Annotated in this window: 16 protein-coding genes and 1 tRNA gene; 7 read left to right on the plus strand and 10 right to left on the minus strand. The window is 62.8% G+C overall.

All coding sequences use genetic code 11. The annotated features are described in order from the left end of the window. Nucleotides 1-52: 52 nt before the first annotated feature. The 3 genes from urtA to ppk2 form a co-directional block, all read right to left on the minus strand. Nucleotides 53-1,321, minus strand: a complete 1,269-nt coding sequence (gene urtA / locus M0765_RS02935) for an urea ABC transporter substrate-binding protein (RefSeq protein WP_055803051.1) — start codon at nt 1,319-1,321, stop codon at nt 53-55. A gap of 142 nt (nt 1,322-1,463) precedes the next feature. Continuing rightward, nucleotides 1,464-2,531, minus strand: a complete 1,068-nt coding sequence (locus tag M0765_RS02940; protein ID WP_258501933.1) for an extracellular catalytic domain type 1 short-chain-length polyhydroxyalkanoate depolymerase — start codon at nt 2,529-2,531, stop codon at nt 1,464-1,466. 70 nt (nt 2,532-2,601) lie between these two features. Then, nucleotides 2,602-3,519, minus strand: coding sequence for a polyphosphate kinase 2 (gene ppk2 / locus M0765_RS02945; protein WP_446751588.1), 918 nt, complete (start codon nt 3,517-3,519; stop codon nt 2,602-2,604). Nucleotides 3,520-3,675: 156 nt separating this feature from the next. Between ppk2 and M0765_RS02950 the strand changes: the two genes are divergently transcribed. The 7 genes from M0765_RS02950 to M0765_RS02980 all read left to right on the plus strand — a co-directional run bounded on the left by M0765_RS02950 (nt 3,676) and on the right by M0765_RS02980 (nt 10,022). Further along, nucleotides 3,676-4,710 (plus strand): transporter, encoded by a 1,035-nt coding sequence (locus M0765_RS02950; RefSeq protein ID WP_258501935.1) that lies wholly within the window; start codon nt 3,676-3,678, stop codon nt 4,708-4,710. A 97-nt stretch (nt 4,711-4,807) separates the two neighbouring features. Further along, entirely contained in the window at nt 4,808-5,665 is an 858-nt protein-coding gene (locus tag M0765_RS02955) for a 3',5'-nucleoside bisphosphate phosphatase (RefSeq protein ID WP_258501937.1), read from the plus strand. Then, nucleotides 5,662-6,639 (plus strand): DMT family transporter, encoded by a 978-nt coding sequence (locus M0765_RS02960; protein ID WP_157615235.1) that lies wholly within the window; start codon nt 5,662-5,664, stop codon nt 6,637-6,639. The genes M0765_RS02955 and M0765_RS02960 overlap by 4 nt, the downstream gene beginning before the upstream one ends. Nucleotides 6,640-6,654: 15 nt before the next feature. Continuing rightward, nucleotides 6,655-7,290 carry an L-threonylcarbamoyladenylate synthase gene (locus M0765_RS02965; RefSeq protein WP_258501941.1) on the plus strand — a complete coding sequence of 212 codons (636 nt, stop codon included), beginning with the start codon at nt 6,655-6,657 and terminating at the stop codon, nt 7,288-7,290. Nucleotides 7,291-7,333: 43 nt separating this feature from the next. After that, nucleotides 7,334-8,005 (plus strand): site-2 protease family protein, encoded by a 672-nt coding sequence (locus M0765_RS02970; protein ID WP_126750083.1) that lies wholly within the window; start codon nt 7,334-7,336, stop codon nt 8,003-8,005. Between the two features lie 10 nt (nt 8,006-8,015). Continuing rightward, nucleotides 8,016-9,347, plus strand: a complete 1,332-nt coding sequence (locus M0765_RS02975; protein WP_258501944.1) for a tryptophan--tRNA ligase — start codon at nt 8,016-8,018, stop codon at nt 9,345-9,347. Between the two features lie 72 nt (nt 9,348-9,419). Beyond that, entirely contained in the window at nt 9,420-10,022 is a 603-nt protein-coding gene (locus M0765_RS02980) for a response regulator transcription factor (RefSeq protein ID WP_258501945.1), read from the plus strand. Nucleotides 10,023-10,194: 172 nt separating this feature from the next. Here the strand turns inward: M0765_RS02980 and shkS are convergent, their stop codons facing one another. The 7 genes from shkS to serS form a co-directional block, all read right to left on the minus strand. Then, nucleotides 10,195-11,613, minus strand: a complete 1,419-nt coding sequence (gene shkS / locus M0765_RS02985; RefSeq protein ID WP_258501946.1) for a surface-behavior sensor histidine kinase ShkS — start codon at nt 11,611-11,613, stop codon at nt 10,195-10,197. Nucleotides 11,614-11,846: 233 nt separating this feature from the next. Beyond that, nucleotides 11,847-12,623, minus strand: a complete 777-nt coding sequence (locus M0765_RS02990; protein WP_258501947.1) for a glycosyltransferase family 2 protein — start codon at nt 12,621-12,623, stop codon at nt 11,847-11,849. Beyond that, nucleotides 12,620-12,985: a hypothetical protein gene (locus tag M0765_RS02995; protein WP_258501948.1), complete on the minus strand. Its 366-nt coding sequence runs from the start codon at nt 12,983-12,985 to the stop codon at nt 12,620-12,622. Before M0765_RS02995 ends, M0765_RS02990 begins: the two co-directional genes overlap by 4 nt. An 88-nt stretch (nt 12,986-13,073) precedes the next feature. Further along, the gene (locus M0765_RS03000; protein ID WP_258501950.1) at nt 13,074-13,970 is read right to left on the minus strand and encodes a hypothetical protein; all 897 of its coding nucleotides are present in this window, start codon (nt 13,968-13,970) and stop codon (nt 13,074-13,076) included. Between the two features lie 48 nt (nt 13,971-14,018). After that, nucleotides 14,019-14,456 carry a hypothetical protein gene (locus tag M0765_RS03005; RefSeq protein ID WP_258501952.1) on the minus strand — a complete coding sequence of 146 codons (438 nt, stop codon included), beginning with the start codon at nt 14,454-14,456 and terminating at the stop codon, nt 14,019-14,021. Nucleotides 14,457-14,843: 387 nt separating this feature from the next. Beyond that, nucleotides 14,844-14,933: transfer RNA gene (locus M0765_RS03010), tRNA-Ser, on the minus strand. Nucleotides 14,934-14,992: 59 nt separating this feature from the next. Further along, nucleotides 14,993-16,324, minus strand: a complete 1,332-nt coding sequence (serS, locus tag M0765_RS03015) for a serine--tRNA ligase (RefSeq protein WP_258501953.1) — start codon at nt 16,322-16,324, stop codon at nt 14,993-14,995. Between the last annotated feature and the right edge of the window lie 7 nt (nt 16,325-16,331).

A 16,331-nucleotide genomic window follows, 5' to 3' on the forward strand; every position in this document is an offset into this window, starting at 1 on the left:
CGCCGCTTGCCCCCACCCCTGCCCTCCCCCAGCGGGGAGGGAGAAAACACGCTTACAGCGACTTGCCGGCCGGCTGATCCGGCTTCTTGTCGTTGCCTTCGATATACGGGCTCCACGGCTTGGCCTTGACCGGGCCCGGCGTCTTCCACACCACGCTGAACTGGCCGTCGGCCTTGATCTCGCCGATGAACACGCTCTTGTGCAGGTGATGGTTCTTCTCGTCCATCTTCGAGACGATGCCCGAAGGAGCAGTGAAAGTCTGGCCGGCCATGGCGGCAATCACCTTGTCGGTGTCCGTGCTCTTGGCCTTCTCGACGGCCTGCTTCCACATGTGGATGCCGATCCAGGTGGCTTCCATCGGGTCGTTGGTGAGCGGCTTGTCCTTGTGGCCGGCGATGTTCTTGGCCTTGGCGTAGTCGCCCCACTGCTTGATGAACGCCGTGTTGGTCGGGTTCTTGATCGACATGAAGTAGTTCCATGCGGCCAAGTGGCCGACCAGCGGCTTGGTGTCCACGCCGCGCAGTTCTTCTTCGCCTACCGAGAAGGCCACCACTGGCACGTCCTTGGCCTTCAGGCCGGCGTTGCCGAGTTCCTTGTAGAAGGGCACGTTGGAGTCGCCGTTGATGGTCGACACCACGGCCGTCTTGCCGCCGGCCGAGAACTTCTTGATGTCGGCGACGATGGTCTGGTAGTCGCTGTGGCCGAAGGGGGTGTACTTCTCGTCGATGTCGGTGTCCTTCACGCCCTTGCTCTTCAGGTAGGCGCGCAGGATCTTGTTGGTGGTGCGGGGGTACACGTAGTCGGTGCCCAGCAGCACCCAGCGCTTGGCGCCGCCGCCTTCCTTGCTCATCAGGTAGTCGACGGCCGGAATGGCTTGCTGGTTGGGCGCGGCGCCGGTGTAGAACACGTTCTTGGAGAGCTCTTCGCCTTCGTATTGCACGGGGTAGAACAGCAGGCCGTTCATTTCCTCGACCACCGGCAGCACCGACTTGCGCGACACCGAGGTCCAGCAGCCGAAGATCACCGAAACCTTGTCCTGGCCGAGCAGTTGCTTGGTCTTTTCGGCGAACAGGGGCCAGTTGGAAGCGGGGTCGACCACCACGGGCTCGAGCTGCTTGCCCAGCACGCCGCCCTTCTTGTTGATGTCTTCAATGGCCATCAGCACCGTGTCTTTCAACACGGTTTCAGAAATGGCCATCGTGCCCGACAGCGAGTGCAGCACGCCGACCTTGATGGTGTCGGCAGCGAATGCCGGCGCAGCGGAGATGCTGGCCAGGGCGACGGCGGCGGTGAGCGCCTTGAGGGTGAAACGACGTTGCATGTGGAACTCCTGCTCCGGGGTGGTTGAAACCTTGTCGCCGGGCTCGCCGGACGATGGAGGGGAGTCTGCGGATTCGACCGCGCGCGAGAAATACGCCGGGTGGCGTACACGGAGGTATTCAGGGCAGCAGCCCCGGCCCGCCTTAACGTCCCGGTGTCAGGTCAAGCTCCGGCGCCTCGCGCTTGAATTGCGCCGCCGCAAAGGCCCAGACCATCCGCGTGGCATCCGGCCCGGCCGGGTCGCTGAAAAGCAGGCTGGCCTTGCCGCCGCTCCACGCGTGGCCCAAACCCGCAATCTCGCACAGCGTGACCAGCGTGCGGCCCTTGCGGCGGAACTGGGTCACCCGCATGGGGTGCCGCTTGCCGCGCTGGAGCGTGCGCGCGAGCCCCGGCTTTGCGCCCACCGCCGTGGCCCACACGGCCGCACTGTTGACGGCGTTGCTCGGCGCCACCACGGCATCGGCATCGCCGTGCAGCACCAGCATCGGCGGCAATGTCGCGAAGACTGCGGCGGCGCCCATCGCCTTGCCGACCGCGGTGGAGGGCATGGGCGGCGTGTGCTGGCCGCGCATCGCGCCCAGCGCGGTGGCCGAAGATTTCGCGGCGCCCGGCGCCACGCCCGAATGCATGACCACAGCGCGGAATCGCAGCGGGTAGCGGGTTGCCAGCAATGCCGCCATGCTGGCCCCGGCCGAGAGGCCAGCCAGCGCGATGCGCTCGCGGTCTACCGGATACAGCACGCAGGCCTGGTCGATGGCCGCCATCAGCGTGGCCGCTTCGGCGTCGGCCTTGCCCGAGCGCCGCTCGTACCAGTTCCAGCAGCCTTGCGGATGGGCCAGCCTGTCTTGTTCCAGGTAGAGCACCAGGAAGCGTTGCCGCACCGCGAGCGCGTTCATGCGCGTGCTGGCCGCAAAGTCGCGGCCGGTCTGGCCGCAGCCGTGCAGCATGACCATGAGCGGCAGCCTTTCGCCGGGCTTCAGCTTCAGGTCGGCCGGGCGAAACAGGTGATAGCCCCGTGCGCCGCCCGGGCCCAGCGCCATGCCGCTGAGCCAGTCGCCCCGGCCCGGCGGCGGCTTGAGGCGCTTGGCGGTGGCGCGCTGCACCTGCCCCGTCACGCGCTTGCTGTTGCTCAGCGTGAGCTTGGTCAGGGCCTTCAGGTTGCGCTCGTAGGCGCGGGCGAAGAGAGAAGCAGTGGTGGAGCGGCGAACCATGGGCGCAGTGTGAAGGCAAAGCGCCGGGCGTCCAAACGGCCGATCAAGACCTGGTGCCCCGCTCCCCGCTTCAGTAGATCTCCGGCACCATCATGCTCGCCGGCACCGGCTGGCGCAGGTAGTCGGCGTGGCGCTCCCGTGCGGGCAGTTGGACCGGCGGATGCGCCACCTCCTGGTAGGGCAACTGGCCCAACAGGTGGCTGATGCAGTTGAGCCGCGCCTTCTTCTTGTCGACCGCCTGCACCACCCACCAGGGCGCCTCGGGAATGTGCGTGCGCTCCAGCATGATTTCCTTGGCCTTGGTGTATTCCTCCCAACGGCGGCGGCTTTCGAGGTCCATGGGGCTCAGCTTCCATTGCTTGAGCGGATCGTGAATGCGCCCGAGAAAGCGCATGTGCTGCTCGTCGTCGGTAATGGAGAACCAGTACTTGATGAGCTTGATGCCCGAGCGCACCAGCATCTTTTCGAACTCCGGCACGGTGCGGAAGAACTCTTCGTACTCGTCGTCGGTGCAAAAGCCCATCACGCGCTCGACGCCGGCGCGGTTGTACCAGCTGCGGTCGAACAGCACCATTTCGCCGGCCGCCGGCAGGTGCGCGGCATAGCGCTGAAAGTACCACTGGGTGCGTTCGCGGTCGTTGGGCGCCGGCAGCGCGGCCACGCGCGCCACGCGCGGGTTCAGCCGCTGGGTAATGCGCTTGATCACGCCGCCCTTGCCGGCCGCGTCGCGGCCTTCGAAAAGAATGACCACCTTCTGCTTGCTGTGCTGCACCCAGTCCTGCAGCTTCACCAGTTCGCCCTGCAGGCGGAACAGCTCCTTGAAGTAGGCCTGCCGCGCGGCCTTGTCGGTGGCGCGGGCGGCGGGGTCGAGGTCGCCGATGTCGCGGTCTTCGATCTCCAGCTCGAGCTCCTCGTCATAGCTGTCGATCAAATCGCGGGCGATGCGTTGCATCAGGTCTTCGTGGTCTGGAAGTGCGCTCGTCAGCATCATGGCTAGGAAAGAGAGAGGTGTGAGGTGGATCAAGGCATGCTGCACGCAGCGTATGACCGTTGCGTGACGAATTGGCGTCGGCGGACACGAGGTTGTCATATAGGTCGAACACCATCTGGCAAACCCCTTTGGCTTTCCTGATCCACACGCACCTTGCCGGCACTCCATGACCTGGCCGCCAATTCGTACGGCGGCGACGAAGCCGGGCTGATCTGCGGCTATTTGTTCGACGCCGCCGCGCCGGAGCCCGTGCGGGCGATCGACTCGGCGCAGGCCGCGGCCTGGCTGGACACCGGCGCGCCGCCCTCGTCAGACTCCGCATTCTTGTGGTTGCACTTCAACCTGAGCCATGCCCAGGCCGAGCGCTGGCTGCTGCGTCATGCGCAGCTCTCCGACACTTTTTATGAAGCGCTGCACGAGGGCCTGCCCTCCACGCGCATCGAACGCGCCGACGATTCGCTGATTGCCGTCATCAACGACGTGCACTTCGAGTTCAGCTTCGAGCCCTCGGACATCTCCACGCTCTGGATCAGCGTGGGGCCGCGCCTGGTGGTGACGGCGCGCGCCAAGCCGCTGCGCTCGGTCGACGCGCTGCGAACGGCGGTCAAGGCCGGAGACGCGCCGCGCTCGAGCACCGAACTGCTCGAGCACCTGCTGCGCGCCCAAGCCGACGTGCTGGTGAAGATCGTGCGCGGCGTTACTTCGCGCATCGACCGCATCGAGGATGAGCTGCTGGCCGGCCGGCTCGACCACAAGCGTGCGCGGCTCGGGGTGCTGCGCCGGCTGCTGGTGCGGCTGCAGCGGCTGCTGGCGCCGGAACCCGCCGCCCTCTTCCGCCTGCTGCAAGGGCCGCCGGCCTGGATGGCCGAGCCCGATGCGCAAGAACTGCGCGGCTCCACCGAAGAATTTTCGGTGGTGCTGCGCGACATGCAGGCACTGCAGGAGCGCATCAAGCTGCTGCAGGAAGAAATTGCAGCCAACGTCAACGAGGACAACAACCGCAGCCTGTTCGTGCTGACGGTGGTGACCGTGCTCGCGCTGCCCATCAATATCCTTGCCGGCCTGTTCGGAATGAACGTGGGCGGTATTCCGTTGGCCGAGCACAAGTACGGGTTCTGGATCGTGGTGGCCATCGTCGCCAGCTTTACCGCGGTGGCCGCATGGACGGCTTTTCGCAAGAAGCGCTAAGCCGCATCGGCCGCGGTAGTAATGCTATTTATTTAATAGCAACCACAATAGCATCCATGCGCCCGCATCGGTGTTGCAGACCCAATAGAATGATCATGTGTCCTCTATTCTCAATGCCGATCTGCACTGCCATTCCGTGGTTTCCGACGGCACGCTGACGCCCGAAGAACTGGCAGCGCGCGCCGCTGCCAACGGGGTCGAACTCTGGGCGCTCACCGACCACGACGAAGTCGGCGGCCAGCACCGCGCGGCCGCTGCCGCGCGGGCCAACGGGCTGCGCTATCTCACCGGCACCGAGATTTCGGTCACCTTTGCCAACGAAACGGTGCACATCGTCGGCCTGGGCTTCGACCCGGACGATGCCGCCATGACGCAGGGCCTCTACGACACGCGCGGCGGCCGTGGCAAACGCGCGCAAGAAATGGCCGAGGGGCTGGCCAAGGTCGGCATTCACGGGGCTTATGAAGGCGCGCTCAAGTTCGTCGGCAACCCCGAGCTGATCTCGCGCACCCACTTTGCGCGCTTCCTGGTCGAGCAGGGGCATTGCCGCGACACGCCCGAGGTGTTTCGCAAGTACCTGACCGAAGGCAAGCCCGGCTACGTGCCGCACCGCTGGGCCTCGCTGAAAGACGCGGTCAGTTGGATCACCGCCGCCAAGGGCATGGCCGTCATTGCGCACCCGGGCCGCTACAAGTTCACCGCCAATGAGGAATACGCGCTGTTTCTCGAATTCAAGGCGCACGGCGGGCAGGCGATCGAGGTCGTCACCGGCAGCCATACGACAGCCGAATACGTCGAATACGCCGACAAGGCGCTCGAGTTCGATTTCGCCGCTTCGCGCGGCAGCGATTTCCACAGCCCCGACGAAAGCCATTGCGATCTCGGCAAGCTGCCACCGTTGCCCGGCGCGCTCACGCCGGTGTGGGAACTGCTCAGCCACCGCATCCAGCAGTGAGCCAGAGCCCCGGGCCCGGCACCGACAGCGCGGCCACGGCCGCACTGGCGAATGCCCGCGCCGCCGCACAGCAGACGCGCGACGTCGAATCCGAACGCATCCTCGCGGGCATCGGCCTGGTGCTGGTGGCGGTGGCCTGCTTTGCCACGCTCGACACGGCCACCAAGACATCGACCGCCGCCGTGCCGATTCTCATGGGCGTGTGGTTCCGCTATGCCTTCCAGGCCGTGGCCACAACAGCAGTGCTGCTGCCCAAGCACGGCACGGCCCTGCTGCGCACGCAGCATCCGCGCTACCAGCTGCTGCGCGGTGCGCTGCTGCTGGCGTCGAGCACGCTGGCCTTCTTGAGCCTGCGCTACATGCCGCTGGCGGAGTTCACGTCCATCGTGCTGATAGCGCCGCTGGTCATTACGCTTCTGGCGGCCACCACGCTGAAGGAGCATGTTTCGGTGCTGCGCTGGGCGTTGGTGGCGGGCGGCTTTGCCGGCACGCTGGTCATCTTGCGGCCGGGCGGCGATGCATTCAGCTGGGCCGTGCTGCTGCCCATCGGGCTGGTGCTGACCAATGCATGGTTCCAGGTGCTCACAAGCAAGCTGGCGCAAACCGAGAACCCGCTCACCATGCATTTCTATACCGGCTGGGTGGGCACGTTGATCGCGTCCCTGGCGCTGCCGTTCGTGTGGACGGCCCTGCCCTCGTGGCACTGGTGGGCGTTGCTGTGCCTCATGGGTTTCATGGGCACGGTGGGGCACTTCATTCTTATCCTCGCCTACCAGCGCGCGCCGGCTTCCACGCTGACGCCGTATCTTTATGCCCAGATCGCCTTTGCCATGCTGGGCGGCTGGCTCGTTTTTTCACACGTGCCCGACCGCGTCTCGCTCATCGGCATTTCGATGATTGCGGTTTGCGGTGCGGCCGGCGCTTGGCTCACGGTGCGCGAGCGCCGCGTGCCCATCGAGCCGGCGGAATCGTAATCAGGAATCTTCTTCATGGCCCAGTACTTCGAAGTCCACCCGGACAACCCCCAACAGCGCCTGTTGAAGCAGGCCGCCACGCTGCTGCAGCGCGGCGAGATCGTGGCCGTGCCCACCGACTCAAGCTACGCGCTGGCCTGCCACCTCGACGACAAGGATGCGGTCGACCAACTGCGCCGCATCCGCCAGGTCGACGAGAAGCACCATCTCACGCTGATCTGCCGCGACCTGAGCGAGCTGGCCAACTATGCACGCGTCGACAACAAGCAGTACCGCCTGCTGAAGGCCGCCACGCCGGGCCCCTACACCTTCCTGCTCGAAGCCACCAAGGAAGTGCCGCGTCGCGTGAGCCATCCGCAGCGCAAGACCATCGGCCTGCGGGTGCCCGACCACAAGGTGCTGCTCGAACTGCTGGCGCTGCACGGCGCACCGCTCTTGGCCACCACCCTCATCGCACCCGGCGAAACCGAAGCACTGAACGACGCGCAGACCATTCGCGAGCGTTTCGAAAAGCAGATCGGCGCCGTCATCGACGCGGGCGCCTGCCCTTCGCAGCCCACCACCGTGGTCGACCTCACGCCCATGGGCACGGGCGACGATCCGGTCGTGGTGCGGCAAGGCCGCGGCGCGCTGGCGGTGCTTGGCCTCTGACGAGCGGCACCGAAGCTTCCAGTCTGTCTGACACAATCGCCCAGTGGATATTTCCAACCTGATACAGACCGTACTTATTTACGCACTGCCCGTGGTTTTTGCGATCACGGTGCACGAGGCGGCGCACGGCTATGTGGCGCGCCATTTCGGTGACGAGACGGCAACAATCATGGGCCGCGTCACGCTCAACCCCATGAAGCACATCGACCCCATCGGGACCATCCTGATGCCGTTGCTGCTGTACTTTGCAACCTCTGGTGCGTTCCTGTTCGGTTATGCCAAGCCGGTGCCGGTGAACTTCGGGCGCCTTCGCCATCCCAAGCGCGACATGATCTGGGTGGCGCTGGCCGGCCCGGCGTCCAACTTTGTGCAAGCCATTCTTTGGGCCCTGCTGCTGGTCGGGCTTGTCGCAGCGGGCATCGATGAAACCTTTTTCATCAAAATGGCGCAAGGCGGCGTGCTGGTCAACCTGGTGATGTGGGCCTTCAACCTGTTTCCACTGCCCCCGCTCGACGGCGGGCGCGTACTCGCAGGCCTGCTCCCCAACGGCCCGGCGCAAAACTTTCTAGCGCGCATCGAACCCTTCGGTTTCTTCATCGTGATGGGCCTGGTCATCGCCGGCATCGTCAGCACCTTCTGGCTGCGTCCGCTGATGGATGTCGGCTACACGGTCATCAACGTGCTTATTTCACCGCTCACGGCTTTGCTGCGTTAAGTTCCTCTCCATGGCTTCGTCTTCTTCAGCTCCCCTGCGCGTCCTGACCGGCATCACGCCGTCCGGCACGCCGCACCTCGGCAACTACGTCGGCTCGATCCGCCATTCGGTGCGGCAGAGCGTGGCGCCGGGCGTGGAGAGCTTCTTCTTCCTGGCCGACTACCACGCGCTCATCAAGGTGCAGGAGCCGGCGCTCATCCAGCGCTCCACGCTCGAAATTGCGGCCAGCTGGCTGGCTTGCGGGCTCGACCCCGAGCGCGTGACCTTCTACCGCCAGTCGGACATCGCCGAAATTACCGAGCTCACCTGGTTTCTGACCTGCGTGACCGGCAAGGGTGTGCTCAATCGCGCCCATGCCTACAAGGCGCAGCTCGACAAGAACGTGGCCAAGGGCGAAGACCCGGATTCCGACGTGACTGCGGGCCTGTTCATGTACCCGGTGCTGATGGGCGCCGATATCTTGATGTTCAACGCGCACAAGGTGCCCGTGGGCCGCGATCAGGTGCAGCACATTGAAATGGCGCGCGACATGGCGCAGCGCTTCAACCACCAGTACGGCGAGCACTTCACGCTGCCCGACGCCGAGATCGACGATGCCGTCGCCACCCTGCCCGGCCTGGACGGCCGCAAGATGAGCAAGAGCTACGGCAACACCATTCCGCTGTTTGCGCCGCGCGGCCAGCTGCAAAAGCAGATTTCGAGCATCGTCACCGACTCGCGCGCGCCCGGCGAGCCCAAGGACACCGAAGGCTCTGCGCTGTTCCAGATCTACCAGGCCTTTGCCAGCGCCGAAGAAACCGAGACGCTCCGCAAGGCGTACGTCGAAGGCATCGGCTGGGGCGACGCCAAGCAGATGCTGTTCGAGCGCATCGACCGCGAAGTGGCACCGCTGCGCGCCCGCTACGACGAACTGATGAACAACCCGGCGGAGATCGAGCGCATTCTGCTCATCGGCGCCGAAAAGGCCCGCAAGCTCTCGCGCCCCTTCATGACCGAACTGCGTCATGCGGTGGGGCTGCGCAACCTTGCGGCGGGCCGGGACAAGGGCGGCGCGCGCAAGGCGGCCAAGGTCGCCAAGCCGAGTTTCAAGCAGTACCGCGAGCGCGACGGGCTGTTCTATTTCAAACTGCTCGATGCGAACGGCGCTGCGCTGCTGCAAAGCCGTGGTTTCGCGTCGCCGCAGGAAGCCGGGCGCGCAATTGCCGCCCTGCAGCAACAGCGCGGCGCGGCATTGACCGCGCTCGCCGACCAGTTGGAGCCGGTCGGCACGGAAGAATTGAGCGCCGCGAATGCGGCGCTGGAAGCACTGGCGGAGGCAACGACCGCGACCAGCGGAAGTTGATCCGGCATATGTCCATCGGCTCACCCGCCGGGGACAGACGAGAGTAGACGGGCGATCACAAAGGAAGAAAACATGAGCATTTATGTCATCGACGACCATCCCCTGATGCGCGACGCCATCGTGATGGTGTTGCGGCGCCTGCGGCCGGCCGAAAACATCGTCGAGCTCGAGCGGCTGGACAAGCTCGCGAGCTCGGTTCAGCAGCGCGGCGCGCCGACCCTTTTCTGCCTCGACCTGAAGCTGCCCGACACCAACGGCGTTTCGGGCGTGGTCGCGGTCAAGCAGGTCTACCCCAACGTGCCGATCGCCGTTTATTCGGCGGCACCGGCTGCGGACATGGAAGACGCTTGCATCGAAGCGGGCGCCGACACCTACATCGAGAAGTCGGCCAGCTCGGCCGAACTGGCCGCCGTGCTGCGCGGCCTCTTGATGGCCGGCTCGGAAGAAGCGGACGAGCCCGCGCTGGCCAACAACAGCAAGCTGTCGAAGCGCCAGACGCAGCTGATCGCCATGCTCGACAAGGGCATGAGCAACCGCGACATCGCCACCGACCTGGAGATCAGCGAACACACGGTGAAGGTGCACCTGTGGCGCCTGTTCCGCCGCCTGGGCGTGAAGAGCCGCACGCAGGCCCTGCACTACGCGCGGACCAACGGGCTGATTTCGAGTAACTGAGGCTCCCCCAGTCTGCGCGCACTTCGTGTCGCTACGCCAACCCCTACCGGGGGCAACACCAGAGGCCCGGCAAAGCCGGTTCCTCGGTGTTTCTGGAAGGGGACTAGGGCGAATTTGTTGACTGCTGAAAACCGCGCTGGGCGCGGTTTTTTTATGGCTGCAGGCCGGTCGGTCAGCCGCCGCCGGAGGCGCTGACGCGGGCTTGGGCTACGGCTTCGTCGGCATCGTGCAGCGCAACGCGGAACACGCTGCCGCTGCCGAGGCGGGAGCGCACGCTGACGGGGTGGCCGAGCACGTGGGAGAGCCGGGCGACGATGGCCAGGCCGAGGCCGAAGCCGTCGGATGTGCCGGCATGGTCGGCCACCTTGTAGAACTCCAGGAACACGTCGCGCAGGTGTTCGGGGGCAATGCCGATGCCGGTGTCCCACACCTCGATGCGCATGCCTTCGCGCGTTTGCCGCGAGGCGAGCAGCACGCCGCCGTCGGAGGTGTACTTGATGGCGTTTGCAAGCAGGTTGCCGATCATGCGGCGAACGCGGATGGGGTCGGTCAGGAAGCTGCCTTCCGTCACGTGCACGCGGAAATCGAGCCCCCGGCTTTCGGCAACCGGGCGGTACTGCAGCTCGAGGTCGTGCAGAAGTTCTGCCACATCCACACGCTCGATGTGCAGCCGCACCTGGCCTGAATCGATGCGCGCCAGGTCGAACATCGAATCGAACAGCGCATTCACCGCGTGCGTGGCGCGAACGATCTTGGGCGCGAGTTCCAGCACCAGTTCGGGCTCGTTGCGCAGCCAGTCGGCGTAGAGCGACAGCGCCAATACCGGCTGGCGCATGTCGTGCGCAGCGCTCGCGAGAAAGCGGTTCTTCATGGCCACGGCAGCCACCGCGGCCTGCCGCTGCTGCGTGAGCGACTTGATCAGGATGTGGTTGTGAAACAGCAGCTCCAGGCTGTTGCGCGCCGTCTCGTGAATATGGCGGCCGGCCCGCAGCAGCAAGAACCAATGCAGGATCGGCAGGATCGGCATCAAAAAGCCGTACTGGAAATGCGGCTCCACGATGTTGATGCTTACCAGCCGGATCAGCACCGCTCCGAGCATGGTGATGAACAGCGTGTTGACGTAGCGCTTGAGCAGCGGCGGGTGCAGCGCCAGCCCGTTGAGCGGGAACGTGCCCACGCCGGCCACAATGAGCCAGCTCATGAACTGGTTGACCTGCGGCGTGCGCTCGAAGAACAGCAGGATCGACGCGCCCCACACGATGGCGCTGGTGCTCCACACGAAGCCGTACCGCTCGGTGAACTGCAGCTGCGCCGCAGCGCTCCGGCCGGCGTAGCGCACCGCATAGACCCTGGCCCCCCACGCGCGGAAACCCGTGGCAGCGAAGCCGAAGGCAAGCCACGTGAGCAGCTCCCAGTGGGGCACGTAGCTCCAGTTCAGGCCGACCATCAACGGCATGAGCGCCGCCGACACGATGTAGGAGCCGCGCGCGGAGCGCATCAGGCTGCGGATCAGCTCGCCGCGCACCCACGATTCGGCCTCGTCAGCCGAAGCCGGGACCGGTGTCACGCTTGCGATCGACGCATTGGCCATTGGCGCTTCGCCCCCTCTTTATTCGACTACAGGAAATCCCTCAGCATGCCGGGCATGAAGAGGTGGCGATCTTAACGGCCTTACGCAAATCAGCTTCGCGCAATCAGAACCCACTCACTTCGAGAACTAGCGAATTCGGGGAAAGGAATAAGAGGAGCGATCAGCTTCTTCTCGCCCACATTCGCTGACCAAGCCGAGGCATAGGTCAAAGGCATTCGTCTCCAATGCGGCAGTCACCTGAGATGAAGCCAAGGATGGCGCATGGTGAGTTCGATTTTGAGCCTGGCAGTCGCGCCGACAGTGTCGGTGCGCAGCATCGAAGTGCCATGGACCCGATATCTGCAGAGAATTTCCGGCACATACAGGGCCCGCATTCCCTGGTCGACAAACTTGCACCAGAAGTCGAAATCCTCCCAACCGCCCTCGATGTGGGTGTACCCGCCGACTTGGCGCCACGAGCGCTTGGAGATCAGCGCCATAGCATCGACATAATTGCCGGACCGAAAAAAGCTCTTGCTCCAGACATCTGCATACCCGAGGCCACTTTGATCGCCAAACAACTCGATCTGAGTGTATGCGGCATCGAATTCTCGGTGTTCGATTGCTCCGAACAAGCGGGCAAGCGCGCGAGGGTAGATCTGGTTGTCGGCGTCGATAACGAATACAGGATCCGTCCGCGCGTGCTCAAACGCAGTGTTCCGAGCCTCCGCCAACCCTTGGTTACGCGTATGCCGAAGCAGCGAAATCCGGTCGAATCGGTGGCTGTTCTGCTCCATCCAGTGTCGAGCCACCGCGACTGAGTCGTCCTTCTTGGAGTGATCATCCACGACGATCAAATCGAGCGGCGAATGCGTTTGCCGGGCAATCGAATCCAGGCACTCAACTACAAATTGGGCGTAGTTGAACAGACTTACAGCAACTGTGATCCCGTCCTTGGCTGGCCACGTTCGATTGGTTTTTTCGAATATGACCTCAAAAGGCACAAGGCGCGGCGATGTTCGCGCACTCATGGCTCGGTTCCACCCAGTTGCTTGGAAAGAAACGAAAGGATGGCGTCGGTTCGAACGAAGTCCGCTTCATTGCTCGACAGAAGGTCGGCCGTGTTCTTCAATACCCTCTGTGCATCGCGCTGCCCATCGACATCGAAGATCAGCCATTCCAGCAGATTGGGAATGTGGCGAGCTTCTTCCTCAAAAAAATGCTCCCCAGGCCGAAGATGCGGATGAGGCAAACATGGATCGGTGACGACAAGCGCTCCAGATGCCATGCCTTGCCTCACCATTCGATGCCATTCGAAATAGGGAAATTCGTCACGATGAATGTTAAGACTGATTTTCGAATGGCCTGCGACATGACCGGCTAGACGGGTCAACGACCTGCCTTCTGTATAGTCAAGAATCGGCCCATGCCATTGTCGACGGTAGTAGATAAATGACGACAGCTTTGCAAAGGTAGCAGCATTACGGCCAAAAAAGACTCTCTCCGCGCGCTTTCGCTTCCAAAAAAGAAACATCGATTGGGCGCCCCACCCATGCACCCGGATCGAAAATTTGGCCCTTGGCATTCGTTGGGAGTGCGTCGAAGAGCGGATGATCCATATCCACATCCTCGAGCCAGCGAGTCTGTAGTGTCGCACCAGGTTCAAGGTGCATGGCAGGTATTCCCGCTTCCCCGAACAGATGGGCAGCCTGTGGTGAAATATCAAACACGCCCTGAGATGCCAAGATTGTGGGCATTGCCTTTGCAAACCAGGGGGTATGCAGCTGTTCGGTGTTGTAGATGAATGAGGCCGAGACCACGGCATCTCTCATCCACTCTTTCCCGGCACCCAGAGTAAAGAATTCGTGAGGAGCTACCACGATACTCAGGGGCGGCATGCTGGCTATATCCGAGTTCTCATCTCGTATGACAACATCCAGGCCGGCGCGCCGAAGATCAAGTGCGAGATCTCCGGCAATTTCCTTCATGAACGTATTGCCTAACGAACTTACGTAGATCGATGCGTGGGGATATTGCGCTCTGAATGTCCCGGCGCGATCTTCGAATGACGACAGAACCGAAGCGGCGGGTAACGGTTCATCGATTGACGAACCGGATGCACTTGCCAGCGAACGCGCGATCTGCTCGGATTTGAATAGAGGTCCTCCTTGCGGAGCACCATAGCAAAGCGCGTGGTAGAAGGTGTCGACGCCGAGGCCATCAGCTGCACCCGGATGCATTTCACGGTATTCCTTGTCAGAAAACAGCGGCATCGCTGCTAGCCTTCGAGAAGATTTTTCCGCCAGCGAACGTGAAAACTGAGGAAGGTGAGGACTTGCGCTCTCTTCCGATTTGGCGAGCCGAGAGAACTTAGTCATAGAACGAACAAAGGCTTATTTTCCAACTTCAAGTTCACTGCAACAGACTCAGGAGTGTGATCGAAAAATGTTGCCGATCTTCGAGCGCAATCCCACCGGAAAGATGCGAGCCAAGACACGAAGGGGAGCAGTGAGCCTCCAGCTTGTCGAACACAGTACGGCTGCCAATTGTTCATTACAGGCGCTCAATTGTTGATCCAACTCTCTTTCGCGCTCCCTTAACAGGTTCAAAGAGTTCGCCTGGGTGGCACTTGATCTTTCAAAATGAGTGCGAAGATCGTCAAGACTTTCTTCCCATTGCTGCTTTTTCAATTGCAGAGCCCGCTGAGCGCTCTCACGCATGCCAATTTCCCTCTCTAACGCAGTTTGCAATTCAATGACATACTGTTGCGTTTGTAGAGTGCGCGACAATTCATCAGCGGCGTTAATATTGCCGCTCGACACATGTTGCGCATCTTGAGAGTGCGAATTATTAGACTCGGCCATCTTGAAAGAATTTTAAAACTAGTTTTACGAAAAACCAGGTTCTAACTAACGCTGGCCTCGGATACATTTTTAGTTAACGCCGATGCTCAGATAGAATCTTTTACGGCGGCATCAACAAGTCACGAATCATTTTGCGCTTCGCCACTACTATTTACAGAACGCGAGACACCGACTGCCTATTAACTATTTTATTCAAGATAGATACATTGCAGACCCACTCGAAAATGCGAACTCGATAACTGAATGGCCGATCATTATGACTGCCCGAAGAAGCGAGATTCCGGGTGTATCGAGCAGCTTGGCGAAAGCTAAGGATGTTGTGCAAAACTTCCTGTAAGCCGAAAGGATGGCAGAAATAAAAAAGCGCCTCAAAAGGCGCTCTTTTACTGGAGGAGAGGGAGGGATTCGAACCCTCGGTACTATCGCTAGTACGCCTGATTTCGAGTCAGGTACATTCGACCACTCTGCCACCTCTCCGGTGCTGTCGAGCCTGCGATTCTAGCAGACAAAAACGGGGGTTTAAAGCCCCGGGCGCGTCAGGCGCGCAACACTTCCAGCCCGCCCAGGTAGGGCCGCAGCGCGGCAGGCACGTTGATCGAGCCGTCTTCGTTCTGGTGGTTTTCCAGCACCGCGACCAGCGTGCGGCCCACGGCCAAGCCGGAGCCGTTGAGCGTGTGGACGAGTTCGTTCTTGCCCTGCGCGTTCTTGAAACGGGCTTGCAGGCGGCGGGCCTGGAAGGCTTCGCAGTTCGAAACCGAGCTGATCTCGCGATAAGTGTTCTGCGCCGGCAGCCACACCTCGAGGTCATAGGTCTTGGCGGCGGTGAAGCCCATGTCGCCGGTGCACAGCAGCACCACGCGGTACGGCAGTTCCAGCGCCTGAAGCACGGTTTCGGCGTGGCCGGTCATCTGCTCGAGCGCGTCGTAGCTCTTTTCGGGGTGGACGATCTGCACCATTTCGACCTTGTCGAACTGGTGCTGGCGGATCATGCCGCGCGTGTCGCGGCCGGCGCTGCCGGCTTCGGAGCGGAAGCACGGCGTGTGGGCGGTGAGCTTGATTGGCAGCTGCGCCTCGGGCACGACTTCTTCTCGTACGAAGTTGGTCAGCGGCACTTCGCTGGTGGGAATGAGATAGAGCGCCGAATGGTCGGGCGCGGGCTCGCCGTCCTGCCCGCCCTTCTTGGCCGCGAACAGGTCGCCTTCGAACTTGGGCAGCTGGCCGGTGCCGCTGAGCGTGGCCGCGTTGACGATGTAGGGCACGTAGCACTCGGTGTAGCCGTGCTTCTCGGTCTGGGTATCGAGCATGAACTGCGCGAGCGCGCGGTGCAGCCGGGCAATCGGCCCCTTCATTACGGAGAAGCGCGAGCCCGAGAGCTTGGCGCCCATTTCAAAGTCGAGCCCCAGCGGCGCGCCCAGGTCCACATGGTCTTTTGGCGTGAAGGCCAGCGGCGTGGCATTGGCACCGGCTCCGCCGTGGGGGCTCCAGCGGCGCATTTCGACATTGCCGGTTTCGTCTTCGCCGACCGGCACGCTGGCGTGCGGCAGGTTGGGCACGGCCAGCAGCAAGGCGTGCAGTTCGGGCTGGATTTCTTCCAGGCGGCTGGACTGCGATTCCTGCTCGGCCTTGAGCGCGTTGACCTCGGCCATCAGCGCATCGACCGATTCGCCCTTGGCCTTGAGCGGGCCGATCTGCTTGTTCAACGTGTTGCGGCGGGCCTGGATTTCCTCGGTGCGGGTTTGCAGCGTCTTGCGCTCGGCCTCGAGCGCGGTGAACGCCGACACGTCGAGGTAGGGCTGGTTCTTCTTGCGTTTTTCGAGGCCGGCCACAGCGGAGGCCAAATCTTTGCGGAGCAGGGTGATGTCGAGCATGCAACGA

The sequence above is a fragment of the Variovorax sp. S12S4 genome, assembly GCF_023195515.1.
Lineage (GTDB): Bacteria > Pseudomonadota > Gammaproteobacteria > Burkholderiales > Burkholderiaceae_C > Variovorax.

Coding starts and splice junctions, on each gene's coding strand:
- M0765_RS02940 (WP_258501933.1), bottom strand. CDS start 2,531: ATGGTTCGCCGCTCCACCACTGCTTCTCTCTTCGCCCGCGCCTACGAG.
- M0765_RS03005 (WP_258501952.1), bottom strand. CDS start 14,456: ATGGCCGAGTCTAATAATTCGCACTCTCAAGATGCGCAACATGTGTCG.
- M0765_RS03000 (WP_258501950.1), bottom strand. CDS start 13,970: ATGACTAAGTTCTCTCGGCTCGCCAAATCGGAAGAGAGCGCAAGTCCT.
- serS (WP_258501953.1), bottom strand. CDS start 16,324: ATGCTCGACATCACCCTGCTCCGCAAAGATTTGGCCTCCGCTGTGGCC.
- ppk2 (WP_446751588.1), bottom strand. CDS start 3,519: ATGCTGACGAGCGCACTTCCAGACCACGAAGACCTGATGCAACGCATC.
- urtA (WP_055803051.1), bottom strand. CDS start 1,321: ATGCAACGTCGTTTCACCCTCAAGGCGCTCACCGCCGCCGTCGCCCTG.
- M0765_RS02965 (WP_258501941.1), top strand. CDS start 6,655: ATGGCCCAGTACTTCGAAGTCCACCCGGACAACCCCCAACAGCGCCTG.
- shkS (WP_258501946.1), bottom strand. CDS start 11,613: ATGGCCAATGCGTCGATCGCAAGCGTGACACCGGTCCCGGCTTCGGCT.
- M0765_RS02975 (WP_258501944.1), top strand. CDS start 8,016: ATGGCTTCGTCTTCTTCAGCTCCCCTGCGCGTCCTGACCGGCATCACG.
- M0765_RS02980 (WP_258501945.1), top strand. CDS start 9,420: ATGAGCATTTATGTCATCGACGACCATCCCCTGATGCGCGACGCCATC.
- M0765_RS02990 (WP_258501947.1), bottom strand. CDS start 12,623: ATGAGTGCGCGAACATCGCCGCGCCTTGTGCCTTTTGAGGTCATATTC.